Below are 14,870 nucleotides of genomic sequence, written 5' to 3' on the forward strand. Positions count from 1 at the left end.
CGCCCGCCAGGCAAAAATACGACGCAGTCAGCTTGCAGGACAAACACATGCACAAGAAAACTTATTCGAAACAGTCATATAGACAGATGGGTGTTGTGAAGCAGGATTGTAATGGGCGATCCATCCGGCAAGCCCGGCCCGCAGTTCCGATCCTGTCTCGAACGCGTGCAAATAGACGCATTCGTATTTCAGGGATCGCCACAGGCGTTCAATGAACACGTGGTAGGGCCAGCGACCTCGCCCGTCCATGCTGATTCGGATCTGGCGCTGTTCCAGCACGTCGGTGAAGCGGGGTGTCGTGAACTGCGATCCCTGATCGGTATTGAAGATCTCCGGGCTGCCATAGCGCACCAGCGCATCCCGGAGCGCCTCAATGCAGAACTCCGCATCCATCGTGTTCGACAGGCGCCACGACAGTACCCTGCGCGTCGCCCAGTCCATGATCGCCACGAGGTAGAGAAAGCCCCGTCTCATGGGAAGATACGTGATGTCGGCACACCAGACCTGGTTGGGCCGGTCGATGACCAGGTCCCGCAGCAGATACGGATATTTCCGATGCTCCGGATGGGGCACACTCGTGCGCGGCTTCTGGTAGATCGCCCGCAGCCCCATCATCGCCATGAGCCGGCGAACCCGCTTGCGGCCGACATCATGACCGAGACGGCGCAGATGCCACGTCATCTGCCGTGAGCCATAATACGGCGTTTCCAGGAACTGCTCGTCGATCAGGCGCATCAACGCCAGATTGGCCTCGCTCTGTGGTACAGGCCGATAATAGACGCCCGACCGGTTGAGGTGCAGCAGCGTGCATTGTCGCACGACCGAAAGCCGGGGCCGTTTCAGGTCAATCATTTGCCGCCTCTGATCACGCCCAACCGAGCAGAGGCATCCCGCAAAAAATCCCGTTCCACCAGCAACTGGCCGATCTTGGCATGCAGCTTCTCAACGTCGGCCGGACTGACTGCGGGCTCAGCCATCGCCTTCCCGGAGAAAGTCGCTTCCATCCCCTCGATCGCTTGCCGTTTCCACTGGGCGATCATCGTCTGATGCACCCCATGTTTCGATGCCAGCTCCGCCAGCGTTAGGTCCCCACGGATCGCTTCCCGCGCAACCCGTGATTTGAACTCCGCCGCATACCTCTTGCGCGTAACTTTGCCCATAAAACCCGTCCTCTCTCAGGTCGGATTATAGCTTAACCACCTGTCCGAAAAACGGGGGCCACCTCTGTTCAACGTCAAACCAGGGGGCGTAGGCAGCAATAGCCCACGATACCTGATCCCAATGACGTCTCACAACCTGACACCACCCATCCGCGCTTTGCCTATGTGGAACGCGCTCCGGCCGAAAACCTGCATGGCCTCGCCGGGCGGCTGTGCTGGACATCCGGGGAGCCCGGGCGGTCCCCATCCATGCGGGCACCGACATCATTGTCGTCGAGAATGGTCGCATCGCGGCGCTCTATCTGTTCTTCGATCCGCTGCCTGTGAAAGACGTAGCCTGAAATTGACAGCGGAAGCCGAAGTCTCAGAAGGGCAGGTTCATATTCTGCCGCACATGGCAATGCCTGGACGCGGTCATTCTCAAATTGACGTTCGACGAGCGGGCAGATTATCGTGCATCTCGTTCCGAAGTCGGCACAAAAATGGTTCGGAGTCGATCGGATATGTCAGTGTCCTGGCGGATGGCTGGGGGGGACACGGCGTTGCCCTTTGACGAGGATGGACCAGCGGTGCCGGGCGGCGTGAGGAGGGCAGCAGGGATGTTGGGTCCGAGCTCTGGGGATTATGATGTCCGCATTGTTTGCCCACGATCAGCTTCATGCCTGGGGATGGCGGATACCGTTTCTGCCAGGCCTGTCCGTCGTACCGTTCGGATTTTTCCTGAGACGGGAAATGCAGGCGGTTTCCCTCATCATCTTCCGAGATCCTCGACCGGGTGAATATCTTCCTGATCTGACGCTCATGTCCGGCACCATTATGACCTATGTCCGGATCTTGGGCGTCAGCTACACGATTTCGGTGCTGCACCTGTCCCCCTCCAAAACCTGACATAGGAAGGCCCCCATGGTTTCTCTGCGAGACATCAATCCCTATCTCGACGAACTGACGGCGTTGCGCCACGACCTGCATGCCCATCCCGAAATCGGCATGGAGGAACATCGTACAGCCGACCTCGTGGCGCGGGAGCTTGAACGCCTGGGCATCGAAGTGCATCGCGGCGTCGGCCGGACGGGAGTGGTGGGCGTCCTGCGCGTCGGCAACGGTGAGGGGGCGATCGGGCTACGTGCGGACATGGACGCGCTGGCGATGGCGGAGGCGAACGATCTGCCCTATCGCAGCACCATTCCCGGGATGATGCATGCATGCGGCCATGACGGGCATACGACGATGCTGCTGGGCGCTGCCCGTTATCTGGTGGAAACACGCCGGTTCAACGGGACGGTCAACCTGATCTTCCAGCCGGGGGAGGAGGGGGCCGGGGGCGCCGAGGCCATGATCGCCGATGGATTGTTCGAACGGTTTCCGTGCGATTCGGTCTTCGGAATGCATAACAGGCCGGGGCTGGATGTCGGGCAGTACCGGATCACGCCGGGGCCCGCGATGGCGGGTGGTGCGTTTTTTACCGTGACGGTCGAGGGGCGCGGCGCGCACGGTGCACGCCCCGAGGACAGCATCGATCCAGTGCCGGCCGTGGCGCAGATCACCCTGGCCCTGCAGACCATCGTGTCGCGCAACATGCCGCCCGAAGAGCGCGCCGTGGTCAGCATCACGCGTTTGAGCGGCGGGGACGCATTCAATGTGATTCCCCAGACCGCATCGCTGGGCGGCACGATCCGCTGCTTCAGCCGCGCGCTGATGGAGAAGATCCGCGAGCGGATCGAGACGGTGGCGGCGCACACGGCGGAGGCGTACGGTGCGCGGGCGACCGTCTCGTTCAGGCCGATCTTCGCGCCCCTGATCAATGACAAGGAACAGGCGGCGCTCTATGCCGACGCCGCCGCCGAACTGGTCGGCGAAGGGGCTGTGGACCGCCATGGTGCGGCCGTCATGGGATCGGAGGATTTCAGCTTCATGACGGAGCGGGTGCCCGGCGCCTACATCCATGTGGGGGCGGGTCCGGGGCGTACGCTGCATCACGAACTGTATGATTTCAACGATGCGGTCATTCCATACGGGGTGGCGCTCTATGTGAGCGTCGTCGAACGCAAGCTGGCCCCGGAGGCGTTCTGACGGCATTTTTCGTCAATCCGCCACCGCGCCTCAGGTCGCGACATTGAGGACGCCCAAACGTTGCCGGTCGAAGCGGCCGGGATCGTAAGGCATCGGGTCGATGAAGGGTGCCTCGCCCGCGATCAGTTCGGCGCAGAGCCGGCCGGTGACGGGGCCGAGCGTGAAACCCTGATGGGCGTGACCGAAATTCAGCCACAGGCCGGGATGCCGCGCGCACGGGCCGAGGGCGGGCAGCATGTCCGGCAGGCATGGGCGCGCGCCACGCCAGGGGGCTGCGTCGAGCGGCTTGCCGATGGGTAGCAGGGTGCGGGCGATCGCGATGCTTCGCGTGATTTGCCGGGTCGCGGCGGGGGCCTCGCGCCGTGCGAATTCGGCCCCCGTGGCGATCCGCAATCCGGATGGCGTCGGAATCATGGTCACACCCTGTTCGGTCAGCAGCATGGGCGTCGCAAGGGCGCCGTCCAGCGCGACATGCATATGGTAGCCACGCTTGACGAACAGCGGAAAGCGATATCCCAGCGGGCGCAGGACCATGTCGCTCCACGGACCGAGGCAGATGACGGCGGTTTCGGCATCCAGGTCGCCGTCCTCGCCCGTCACGCGCCAGCCGGCGCCGTGGGGCCTGAGGGTCTGCGCATCCCCCGTGGCCAGCGTGCCCCCGGCAGCTTCGAACCCCCGGGCATAGGCTTTGACCAGGCCGCCGGGATCGGAGACGGCAAACGGCGATGTCCAGTGGATGGCACCGGCAAGCTGCCGCTGCAAGGTGGGTTCTTCCCGCGCAAGCGTGGCGCCGTCCAGGACGGTGTGGGGGACGCCGAAGCGTTCCGCGACCTCCTTTGCGTGGTGCAGGGCCGTCTTCATGGCGGCCTGGGATTGGAATATCTGCTTCCAGCCGCCGGCCCGCATCATTCCCGTGGCATTGGCCTGCGCCGCCATGGCCTGGTGTTCGGCCAGGCAATGGCGGACCATGCGTTCATAGGCCATGCAGATAGGATCGTACCGGCCGGGAAGGGAATTCCAGAAATACCGGGCGAGCATCGGGGCCAGCGTCGGTAGATCGCGGGCGCGCCATGCGGTATCGTTGCCCATGCCGAACGCGATGCGGGCCAGCCGTCCGGCATCCATCGGAAACGCGTACGGCATGACGGCTTCGCGCTGGATCAGGCCCGCATTCCCGAACGATGTCTCGTTCCCCGGCACGCGGCGGTCGACGAGCACGACATCGAAGCCACGCTGGCGCAGATGCCAGGCGGTCGCCGTTCCCACCATGCCCGCGCCGAGAACGATCGCGCTGCGGCCTTTTGCCTGCCCATGGACCATTGATGCTTGTTCCTTGAAAAGAGGTGTCAACGAAAGCAGGGTTGCGAACGGGTGCCGATATGTCCCTGGTGGAAACGGTCAGATGGCGAGCGGACGGTTATCCACCACTTCCTTCATGACGAAGAAGGTCCGGGTCTGGAGCACGCAGGGCAGCGCGATCAGTTCCGACGCGTGAAGCCGGCTGAAATCGTGGATGTCGCGGACGCGGATCTTCACGAAGAAATCGAAATCTCCCGCCACCAGATAGCAGTCGAGGATCGCCGGCATGGCACGGGCGGCCGTTTCGAACGCGGCGAAACTGTCCGGTGTCGAACGGTCCAGCACCACGCCGACGATCGCCAGCGTCGCCAGATCGACGGCTTCCGGCGCGACCTGCGCCCGCACGCTGCGGATGAAACCGTCCTCGAACAGGCGTTGCGTCCGGCGGTAGCAGGTCGCCGGGCTGAGATTGGCCTGACGCGCGAGGTCGGCATTCGATGTCCGGCCATCCTGCTGCAGCAGGCGCAACAGCTTGCGGTCGATTCGGTCCAGCGTTTTGTCCATGAAAGGATCTTTCAGAGATGGCGCAATATTTGGACAGATAATCGGGAAACCTGAAAAAATACAGGAAAGGGATGTCGTCAAGGGTGGAAGTTCGAAAGCCCATTTCATTCCTTTTATGGCACGATTGGGATCGTTCTTCCGGTCAAGGGGCTTGAAATGCTTAATTTTTCCCGCTTCGCGCGCTATCCGCTCACCTTCGGGCCGACGCCCATCGAATTCCTGCCGCGCCTGAGCGAGAGCCTGGGCGGCGACGTGCAGATCTACGCCAAGCGCGAGGACTGCAATTCCGGCTTGGCCATGGGCGGCAACAAGCTGCGCAAGCTGGAATATATCGTTCCCGACGCCCTGGCGTCCGGCGCGGACACGCTGGTTTCGATCGGCGGTGTGCAGTCCAACCATACGCGCCTGGTTGCCGCCGTCGCGGCCAAGATCGGCATGAAATGCCATGTGATCCAGGAAAGCTGGGTGCCCCATGACGACGCGGTGTACGATCGCGTGGGCAATATCCTGATGACCCGCCTGATGGGCGCGGACTCCCGGCTGGTCGATGAGGGCTTCGATGTCGGGATCCGCGATAGCTGGCTGCAGGCGCTGGAGGAAGTGAAGGCGAAGGGTGGCAAGCCCTATGCCATTCCCGCCGGCGCGTCGGTGCACAAGTTCGGCGGGCTGGGCTATGTCGGTTTCGCCGAGGAGGTTCGGGCCCAGGAAGCGGAACTGGGCTTCAAGTTCGATTTCATCATCGTCTGCACGGTGACCGGTTCGACCCATGCCGGCATGCTGGTCGGCTTCGCCGACGACGGACGGGCGCGGCAGGTGATCGGAATCGACGCGTCCTTCACCCCGAAACAGGTGAAGGCGCAGGTGCTCGATATCGCGCAGAAGACCTCGGCCTTGGTCGACGGGCCGGAAATCGCCGGCGATGACGTGGTGCTGGTCGAGGATTATGCCTATCCCGCCTATGGCGTGCCATCGAAGGAAACGGTGGAGGCGATGCGCCTGGCGGCGCGGACCGAGGCGATGATTACCGACCCGGTCTACGAGGGGAAATCGATGCAGGGCCTGATCGACCTTGTCCGCAAGGGCTTCTTCCCGAAGGGGTCGAAAATCCTCTATGCGCATCTGGGCGGCGTGCCCGCGATCAATGGCTACAGCTACACGTTCCGCAACGGCTGAACGGTTCGGGCGGTTCGCGGACGCCACGCGCGGCGGATGGCCGCCGCGCGATCGTCCGCCTCGGGGGCGGAGGGCGTTACGCCTCCACCGCATGCGGGTTCTCGACAATCGGCCAGATCGGGCGGCTGAGTTTGCGATAGCGGGTGCGGCGGGCGTCCGACGGATAATGCGTTCCGGCATCGACATAGAAGATCTCGTCCGCCACGGGCTGGAATGCCGCGTAGAAATGGTTGGTCGATTTCACCACCAGGTATTTCTTTTCGGCGATGTCGATGCCCAGGCCGGAAAAGATGTCCGGGTCGAATGTCTGGGCGCGGTTCGTGTTCAGGATGACGTCGACCCGCGTGCCGGCAATCCGGACCACGGAAGAAGCCCCCAGGGGCACGCGGCTGGCGCCGAAACTCTCCCAGGCCTCGGTGACCGCCTGCAGGACCGTGACGGTGGCATCGATCGGATCGCCCGCGCCGGGGCCGCTCTTGCCGCCGAAGCGCAGCGCGAGGGTCGCCCCTTCGCCTGCGGCCAGGCAGAACGTGACCGCCATCGGATCCCAGATCGTGGCCACGCCGACATCGTCCAGGCCCGCATCCAGCATGGCCCGCAGGATCAGGGTGCCGTCGCCGGCCACGCCGCCGCCGGGATTGTCCCATGTGTCGGCCAGGACGACGGGCCGGGTCGCGCCCGCCGCGACGCGGGCGGCCGCCAGATGCAGGGCCTCGTCCACTCCATGCTGGGTCATGCGGGTGGCGCCGCGCAGGGCAAACAGGTCCATCCCCTTTTCGCGGGCAAGGCGCGCGCCGCGTTCCGGGTCGTTGTCGGTGACGACCACCATGCGCGCGCCGAGTTCGGGCACGTCGCCGGCCAGGAAACCGTGGATCAGCGAGATGCTGAGCACCGTATCCTGCCCTTCCAGTGCGCCCAGGCTGTCGATGAAGCCGCGCATCGGATGCTGGCTGGTCGGCAGGACGTCGATCATCCGGCAATCGAAGACCGAGATCACCGGACGGATTTCGCCACGCACCGCGCGCAGGGTCAGATCGACGACCTGTTCGGCGCGCACGACGAAGTCAGTATGGGGAAATTCCAGGAAGGCGTTGAGGATATCGAGATTTTCGACACGCTTCGGCGTCAGGTGGCTATGCGGGTCGAACGTCGCGCCGATTACGGTGTCCGGCCCGGCCAGCGCGCGGACGCGCGCCAGAAGGTCGCCCTCGCAATCGTCATATCCCTGCGCGACCATGGCGCCATGCAGTCCCAGCACGACGGCATCGACGGGCAGGGCGGCGCGAAGCTGGTCCAGGATTTCGTCGCGCAATGCCTCGTAAGTCTGGCGCTGGACCAGGCCTCCGGGGTCGGCCCAGGTGGCGGTGCCCTCGACCAGTTCGAACCCCTCGCGGCTTGCCCGGCTGCGCAGGGACGGAAACACGGCGGAGCACAGTGTCGGCGTCGCCGGGTGCCGGCCCGGAGGGGCGTAGAACGCGGCGAGGAAGTTCGCGCGATCGGTGGGAACGGGCGAGAATGTATTGGTTTCCGTGGCGAGGGAGGCGACGAATACCTTCATGATCGGATTGTCCTGTTCGGCGGCGGGCGGAGGCTAGAGCGGTTTGTAGGCGATTGCCTCGATCTCGATCGTGATGTCGATCATCAATCCGGCCTCGACCGTCGTGCGCGCCGGGGGGGCGGAGGGGAAGAAGGTCGCATAGACCGCGTTGAAGGCGCCGAAATCCTTCCGGTCCGTCAGGATGACAAAGGTCTTGACGACGTCGGAAAGGTCGCAGCCCACAAGTTTCAGCGCGGCGGCGACATTGTCCATGACGACCCGGGTCTGTACGCCGACATCGCCCGCGACCACCTGGCCGTCGCGCACCGGCACCTGGCCCGAGACATAAACGAAATCCCCCGCGCGCACGGCGGGGGAGAGCGGGACATGTGACTGACCGAAAACCGTCTTCATCATGAATGATCCTTTCAGGGGAAACGCCGGGGATTACGACACGCGTCCGCGCGCGGCGACGGGAATGCAATCCAGTACCCGGTCGCCGGAGACGAGATAGACATGGTCGAACATGTTGCTGACCACGCAGGCATGATTGGGCACGATGCGCAGGCGCGCGCCGATCTCGGGCAGGCCGTGTTCGGCGCGCAGGATGCCGTGTTCCTCGCTCAGGCCGCTCACGATCGCCTGCGGGCAGGCGGGAACATGGCCGAATCCTTCCATGCCCAGCAGGTCGCTGGTCAGGCTCTTGGTCCCGGCATCGATGATCGCCCGGTCGGGGCGCGGCTTGCTGACCACGGTCGCCAGCACGGTCAGGGCACAATCCGCCATCGTGGCGGCACCGGCGGCGACCTGTGAGCGGTCCATGTAGACGTAGGTGCCGGGCCGGTATTCCGTCAGTCCCGGAGTGGTGTGTGCCCGCCACAGGTCCGGCGTGCCGCCAGCCGAAACCGTGCCCACCGGTACCGAGGCGGCACTGAACACCGCAAGCGCGCGGTCGATCCATGCGGCCATCTCGGCGGTCTTGCCGGCTGCGGGATAGGTCATCAGGCCCGCGAAGCGCGCGCCCCCGCCCAGCGTGGCGGCAAGCGTCAGCGCGTCTTCCGGCGTCTGCACGCCGCAGCGGCCGCCACCGGTGTCGCATTCGATCAGCACGTCGAACGACACATCCGCTGCGCGCGCGATGTCGTTGTAGCCCGCGACGGTGTACGGGCTGTCGGCGGCGACGGTCAGGCGCACCCGGCGCGCCAGCGCCGCCAGCCGCGTCAGCTTGTCGATGCCCACCAGGTTGTAGCTGATCAGGATGTCGTCCAGCCCCGCGTCGGCCATCACCTCGGCCTCGCCCAGCTTCTGGCAGGTGATGCCCCGGGCCCCGGCTTCGACCTGCAGGCGCGCGAAGGCCGGGATCTTGTGGGTCTTGATATGGGGGCGCAGGGCGAAGCCGTGCGTGTTCGCATAGGTCTGGGCGCGGCCGATATTGGCCTTCACCCGGTCGATGTCGACCAGGACGCAGGGGGTGGACAGCGTGTCGATATGCATGGCGTGACCTCGTGCGGAATGCGTTAGAAGAGCTGATAACAGAGCTGGAAGAGCACGGCGCCCGTCAGGGCCAGGACCGAGATGGCGGTTTCGATGACCGACCATGTGACCAGCGTCTGGCCGACGCTCAGCCCCAGATATTCCTTGATCTGCCAGAAGACGGGATCGGTCACCGGCCCGAATGCGACCGATCCGGCGCCCGTGGCCAGCACCAGTGCCTCGGGCGTCACTAGCCCCGTCTGGGCGGCGAGGGGGGCGAGCATGGATGCCGCCGTGCTCATTGCGACGGTCGCCGAACCGGTGGCCAGCCGGACGATGGCCGCCAGGCCCCAGGCCAGCAGCAGGACCGGCATCCGCCACGAGACGGCCAGGTCGGTCAGCGCGTGCGAGACGCCGGCATCGATCAGCGCGCGACCGAACCCGCCGCCCGCGCCGACCAGAAGCACGACGAAGGCTGTCGGTGCCAGGCAATCCTGCAGGCGGCGCGACAGAGTGGCCCATGGCGTGCCGCGCGCGATCCCCAGCGCCAGTCCGGCGAATAATGTCGCGATGACCAGCGCCATGTCGGTCGAGCCGAGCAACCCGGCGGCCCACTCCCCGGTGGCGCCGGGCAGAAGCACGCGCGCGACCTGTGCCGCCAGGATGATCAGGACGGGCGACAGCACCGCCAGCGCGCTGAGCCAGAAGGGGGGCAGCGGGCGGGCGACGTCGCGTTCGAGGAACTGGGCCTCCAGCGCGCTGATGCCGCGTACGTGCAGGCGCGGGACGATGAACCGCGCGAAGACCGGCCCCGCCAGCACGGCCGTCGGCACCATGACCGCCGTACCCAGCAGCAGCATGATGGGTACGCTGGCACCATAGGCCTGGATCGCGATTATGATCGCCGGATGCGGCGGCATCAGCGCGTGCGCCACCGACAGGCTGGAGGCCAGCGGCAGCGCCGCGAGCAGTAGAGGCTGCCCGGCCGCGCGCGCCGCGACGAAGGCCAGCGGCGCCAGCAGCACGAAACCCACATCGAAGAATACCGGCAATCCCACCAGCAGGCCGATGGTCATCATTGCCCAATGGATGTTGCGCGGCCCGAAGCGGTCGATCAGGGTATCCGCGATGCGCTCGGCAGCGCCGCTTTCGGTCACGATGCGCCCCAGCATGGTGCCGAAGGCAATGATGAAGGCGATGTGCCCCAGCGCGTGGCCGGCGCCGTTTTCGAACGAGGCGACCGCGTCGGTCGGGGCGCGGCCGGTCGCCAGCCCCACCAGCACTGCGACGACGAACAGGGTCAGGATCGGTTCGCAGCGGAAACGCGCAATCAGGACCATTACGGCCAGGATCGCAGCCGCGCCGACGACGATGACGAGGGGAAAGATCATGGACGGGGTATCAGGCCGCGTCCGGGCGCCCGCGCACCGGCGGTTCGACCGAATCCGGCAGCGGACAGACATAGGGCGTGACGGCCATCTTCGCCGCGTGTTCGGCTTTGGCCCGGGTCAGCAGGTCGCCGTCCGTCAGGGCGTTCAGGGCGGTGGCGGCCATGATCTTGGCCGTATGCACCATCCCCTTGTGCGCGTGCCCGGTCTTGCCCTGGCCCGTCATCTGCCAGGAATGCAACTGCGTGCCGATGGCGCAGGTCGCGCCGCGGGCCTGCACGGTCGGCACCACCCAGCTGACGTCGCCGACATCGGTGGAACCGGACGCGCCGTCGCCTTCGGCGCAGGGGGGCGCGATCAGGTCGCACAGCACAGCGTCCGGATCGTAGGGAACGCCCATGCGGTTATAGGCGGCCAGCCGGTCCTGGGGGCTGAGGGTCGCCGCGAACGCGGCCGCCACCTCGCGATCCGCCTCGTCGAACTGCGGGGGGCCGAGACGTTCGAACTGGCGGTGCATCGCCTGCTCCAGCGGGGTATTGCCGACCAGGTTGGAGACGGCGCTGACGATTTGTTCGGAGACCCTGGTTTCCGTCATCATCGCGGCGCCGGCGGCGATCCGGCGCACGCGGTCGGCCAGGTCGCGCAGTTCCGGCAGCGTTTCGGAGCGGATCAGGTAGCGGATCGTGACGCGCGACTGCACCACATTCGGCGCGGTCCCTCCGGCGTCGATATAGGCGTAATGCAGTCGCGCGCCCTGGGGCATGTGCTCGCGCAGATAGTTTGCCCCCACATTCATCAGTTCCGCCGCGTCGAGCGCCGAGCGGCCCAGATGCGGGCTGGCGGCGGCATGCGACGCCCGGCCGATAAAGGTGAAGTCGATGCGCATGTTGGCGAGCGAGCGCGGAGCGTTGACGCCCGAAAAGGATGACGGATGCCAGGAAATCGCGATATCGACGTCGCTGAACGCACCCGCGCGCACCATGAAGGTCTTGGCTGCGCCCCCTTCCTCGGCGGGGCAGCCGTAATAGCGTACCCGCCCCTTGATGCCGTGTGCCTTCAGGTAATCCTTGACGGCGGTGGCGGCCAGCAGGGCGGAGGCGCCCAGCAGGTTGTGGCCACAGCCATGGCCGGCGCCAGAGCCCGGCATGGCGGCGGGGCTGGTGACGCCCGCCTGCTGGCTCAGGCCCGGCAAGGCGTCATATTCGCCCAGGATCGCGATCACGGGACCGTCCTCGCCGAATTCGCCCATCACCGCCGTCGGGATTCCCGCCACGGCCCGGGTCACCCGGAAGCCCTGGTTTTCCAGCGCCGCCGTGTGTTCGGCTACGGCGGCGAATTCGTCATAGGCCAGTTCGGGCTGATCCCAGATCCGGTCCGAAAGGGCACGGAATTCGGGGACATGGTCGTCGACCAGGCCCCAGATTTCATCGCTGTTGCGCATGATGGATCTTCCTTATGCGGCGAAACGGGATTCAGGCATGCGCGCCCACCGGCGGCATGAAGCCGGGGCGCGAGGCGATGGCCGGCATGACCGCCAGCGCTTCGATGTCCGGGACAGGCCGGGACAGGCCGGGATGTCCGGCGAGAGCGGATTCGATAGCGGTGGCCACGCGCAGGACGAAGGCGTCGCCGCCACGCGGACCGACGACCTGCAATCCGAATGGCAGGCCGCGTTCGTCCACGCCGATGGGGATGCTGATGCAGGGATGGCCGGACAGCGTCACCAGATAGGCCAGCGATAGCCAGTGGAAATAGCTGCAGGTCGGAACTTCGTCGATTTCCGCCGGATAGGGCTCGATCCATGGGCGTGGGCTGACCGTGATCGCCGGGCTGATCAGGACGTCGTGGGATTCGAAGAATTTCTGGTAGGTGCGATAGATTTTCGTCTGCCGGTCCGACGCCCAGGCATGGTCGGCCAGCGAGTATGTCGCCGCTTCCTCGACATTGGCGCGGATATTCGGGCCCAGAAGGTCGTAATGCGTCTTGTATCGCGCGCCATGCGTCGCCTGGAACAGGGCCGCGCGCAGGATCGCGAAGACTTCGTGCCCGCCGGAACAGTCGGGGGCGGCGTCCGCGCTGGAAGCGAAAAGGGCCGCGATGGCCGGGCATTTTGCACGAAACGCCCGGCGGACGATGCCTTCGGTCGGCGCGATGCCGAAATCCTCGGTCATCGCCAGGCGCAGGGTGGACAGGTCGATCGGGGTCGGGGGGAAATAACGATTGGACAGGCCGCGCACGGGGGTGTCGGGCAGTGTATAGGACAGGGGGTCGAAGCACGAATCAGCGGCGACGACCGACAGCATCAGCGCGGTGTCCGCCGCGGTCCTGGCCATCGGCCCGTCCACGGACAGGCAGGACCAGCCGAGTACCCGGCGCTCGCTGGGGATCAGGCCGGATGACGGGCGCATGCCGACCACGCCGTTGAAGGCCGCCGGGTTGCGCAGAGACCCGCCGGTATCCGACCCGGTGCACAGCGTCGCCATGCCGCAGGCGAGCGCAGCCCCCGACCCGCCGGACGATCCGGCCGCATTGAGGGCTGGATCGAACGGATTGCCGGTCGCGCCATAGACGGGATTGCGGCTGTTCGCGCCTGCTGCCCACTCCGGCACGTTGGTCTTGCCGGTGATCACCGCGCCGGCGGCCCGCAGGGTGGCGACAAAATGCTGGTCGTGTTCGGGTACCCAGTCCCGGTATTGCGGGCTGCCGAAAGTGGTACGCAGCCCGCCCGTTACATGCGTGTCCTTGACGGCCAGCGGCACGCCGCACAGGGGGCCGGTCGGCTCGCCACGCCGCCATGCGGCTTCGGCGGCGCGCGCGGCCGCCTGGGCCGCGTCGCGATCCTCGCACACGATGGCGTTGATCGCCGGATTGACCTTGTCGGTACGGTCGTGGCAGGCGCGCAGCGCCTCGACGGGCGATGCCTTGCCCGTACGGAACAGGTCGAGCAGTTCGATCGCGGTCGCGTCACACAATTCCATGATTGTCGGCTCCGACTGTCGGGGTGGAGGATTCTTGCGTCTGTCCGAAACGGCCCAGCGTGATGTTCAGCACCAGCGCGAGCATCCCTGCGACCAGCAGGCTGAGGAATGCGGTGGGATAGCTGCCGGACGCGGACAGGACGGCGCCGATGACCGGCGGTGCCACGAAGCCCGCGATCTGGCCGCCGAAATTGATCAGGCCGTAGCCCGTGCCGGCGATGTCCTGCGGCAGGATGCGGCCGGGCAGGCAGAGCACCGCCGCAAAGACCAGCGTCTTGAAGAAATAGAGCACGGTTTCCGCGCCGATGATCGCGATGACCGCGTTGCACCACGCCATCGCCACCAGGGCCACGCAGGAAATCACCATGCTGATGGAGATGAAATGGTCCTCGCGCCCAGCGAACCAGCGGGTCATGACCCAGCCGCCGATCAGGGCGGCCACCGTCGCGGCAAGATAGGGGATGGTCAGCAGGATACCGGCCGCCTTCAGCGACACGCCCCGCGCATGCAGCAGATAGGTCGGCATCCAGCTTTCCAGGGCCTTGTTGATGAAGCTGACGAAGAACCAGGTCGCCATCAGCCGGTCGATCCCCGGCAGGCGCAGGACCCGCAGCATCGCATTCCCTCCGATCAGGGCAGGGGAGGGTGCCGCGGGCCGTCCGGGAGCCAGGGCCAGGAACAGCAGGGCCGACAGGACTCCGATTGCGCTCATGACGTAGAATGTCGACCGCCAGCCGAACCAGGCCAGCAGGGGCAGCAGCACCGTGGGGGCGATCAGATAGCCGAAATAGTTCGAGGACATCAGCGCCGACGGCGCCTTGTCGCGTGCGCTGGCCGGCACGGTGTCGTACAGGGCCCGCAGGCTGGCTGCGGGAAAAATGCCTTCGCCGATCCCGAACAGCAGACGCATGCACAGCAGGGCCGCCGCCGACTGCACAAGTCCGGTCCCCAGCGTGAAGGCCGACCACCCCACCAGGCCCGCGATGACGACGCGCTTCGCACCGAACCGGTCCGCCAGCCATCCGCCGGGTGCCTGCATGAACGCGTAGCTCAGATAGAAACACCCCAGCGCGAAGCCCTGCTGCACCGGCGACATGTGGATGTCGCGGATCATCGCGGGGGCCGCGAAAGGAACGGCCGCGCGGTCCAGGTAACATACGCACCAGGCAAGATAGAGCAGCCCGAAGGTCAGGCGGGCGTCGCGGTCGGGGCGGGAGGTCATCGACGG

14 protein-coding genes are annotated in these 14,870 nt (G+C 65.9%); 4 read left to right on the forward strand and 10 right to left on the reverse strand.

The features are described 5' to 3' along the window. Positions 1-27 precede the first annotated feature (27 nt). Positions 28-1,160 (reverse strand): IS3 family transposase gene (locus HLH29_RS06020; protein WP_408871945.1). Its coding sequence is split into 2 segments (ribosomal slippage): positions 28-890 and positions 890-1,160, totalling 1,134 coding nucleotides; the frame shifts between segments, so codons are not numbered across the junction. 212 nt (positions 1,161-1,372) lie between these two features. Here HLH29_RS06020 and HLH29_RS19825 point away from each other — a divergent pair. From HLH29_RS19825 to HLH29_RS06030, 3 genes are all read left to right on the forward strand, one after another. Then, positions 1,373-1,501 (forward strand): hypothetical protein, encoded by a 129-nt coding sequence (locus tag HLH29_RS19825; RefSeq protein WP_275944158.1) that lies wholly within the window; start codon positions 1,373-1,375, stop codon positions 1,499-1,501. 283 nt (positions 1,502-1,784) lie between these two features. Continuing rightward, positions 1,785-2,048: a hypothetical protein gene (locus tag HLH29_RS06025; protein WP_182965055.1), complete on the forward strand. Its 264-nt coding sequence runs from the start codon at positions 1,785-1,787 to the stop codon at positions 2,046-2,048. A gap of 15 nt (positions 2,049-2,063) precedes the next feature. Beyond that, positions 2,064-3,230 carry an amidohydrolase gene (locus tag HLH29_RS06030; RefSeq protein WP_182965056.1) on the forward strand — a complete coding sequence of 389 codons (1,167 nt, stop codon included), beginning with the start codon at positions 2,064-2,066 and terminating at the stop codon, positions 3,228-3,230. Positions 3,231-3,260: 30 nt separating this feature from the next. Here the strand turns inward: HLH29_RS06030 and HLH29_RS06035 are convergent, their stop codons facing one another. Together HLH29_RS06035 and HLH29_RS06040 are read right to left on the reverse strand one after the other, a co-directional pair. Beyond that, positions 3,261-4,550 (reverse strand): NAD(P)/FAD-dependent oxidoreductase, encoded by a 1,290-nt coding sequence (locus HLH29_RS06035; protein ID WP_182965057.1) that lies wholly within the window; start codon positions 4,548-4,550, stop codon positions 3,261-3,263. Positions 4,551-4,628: 78 nt separating this feature from the next. After that, on the reverse strand, positions 4,629-5,093 hold the full coding sequence (locus tag HLH29_RS06040; protein ID WP_220790620.1) for an Lrp/AsnC family transcriptional regulator: 465 nt from the start codon (positions 5,091-5,093) through the stop codon (positions 4,629-4,631). A gap of 156 nt (positions 5,094-5,249) precedes the next feature. Here HLH29_RS06040 and HLH29_RS06045 point away from each other — a divergent pair, with 156 nt between their 5' ends. Next, entirely contained in the window at positions 5,250-6,266 is a 1,017-nt protein-coding gene (locus tag HLH29_RS06045) for a 1-aminocyclopropane-1-carboxylate deaminase (RefSeq protein WP_182965058.1), read from the forward strand. A gap of 76 nt (positions 6,267-6,342) precedes the next feature. Here HLH29_RS06045 and HLH29_RS06050 read toward each other — a convergent pair whose 3' ends face one another. From HLH29_RS06050 to HLH29_RS06080, 7 genes are read right to left on the reverse strand one after another with little or no spacing between them, the layout of a single operon-like run. Further along, entirely contained in the window at positions 6,343-7,824 is a 1,482-nt protein-coding gene (locus HLH29_RS06050; protein ID WP_182965059.1) for a M81 family metallopeptidase, read from the reverse strand. A 33-nt stretch (positions 7,825-7,857) separates the two neighbouring features. Then, on the reverse strand, positions 7,858-8,220 hold the full coding sequence (locus tag HLH29_RS06055; protein ID WP_182965060.1) for a RidA family protein: 363 nt from the start codon (positions 8,218-8,220) through the stop codon (positions 7,858-7,860). A 30-nt stretch (positions 8,221-8,250) separates the two neighbouring features. Beyond that, positions 8,251-9,297, reverse strand: coding sequence for a D-TA family PLP-dependent enzyme (locus tag HLH29_RS06060; protein ID WP_182965061.1), 1,047 nt, complete (start codon positions 9,295-9,297; stop codon positions 8,251-8,253). Between the two features lie 23 nt (positions 9,298-9,320). Beyond that, on the reverse strand, positions 9,321-10,667 hold the full coding sequence (locus HLH29_RS06065; protein ID WP_182965062.1) for a GntT/GntP/DsdX family permease: 1,347 nt from the start codon (positions 10,665-10,667) through the stop codon (positions 9,321-9,323). Positions 10,668-10,677: 10 nt separating this feature from the next. Continuing rightward, positions 10,678-12,105, reverse strand: coding sequence for a M20 family metallopeptidase (locus HLH29_RS06070; RefSeq protein WP_182965063.1), 1,428 nt, complete (start codon positions 12,103-12,105; stop codon positions 10,678-10,680). 31 nt (positions 12,106-12,136) lie between these two features. Further along, positions 12,137-13,642 (reverse strand): amidase, encoded by a 1,506-nt coding sequence (locus HLH29_RS06075; RefSeq protein WP_220791394.1) that lies wholly within the window; start codon positions 13,640-13,642, stop codon positions 12,137-12,139. Then, complete coding sequence (locus tag HLH29_RS06080) at positions 13,629-14,864, reverse strand: MFS transporter (RefSeq protein ID WP_182965064.1); 1,236 nt, start codon at positions 14,862-14,864, stop codon at positions 13,629-13,631. Before HLH29_RS06080 ends, HLH29_RS06075 begins: the two co-directional genes overlap by 14 nt. Between the last annotated feature and the right edge of the window lie 6 nt (positions 14,865-14,870).

Source organism: Gluconacetobacter tumulicola, assembly GCF_014174215.1.
GTDB lineage: Bacteria > Pseudomonadota > Alphaproteobacteria > Acetobacterales > Acetobacteraceae > Gluconacetobacter > Gluconacetobacter tumulicola.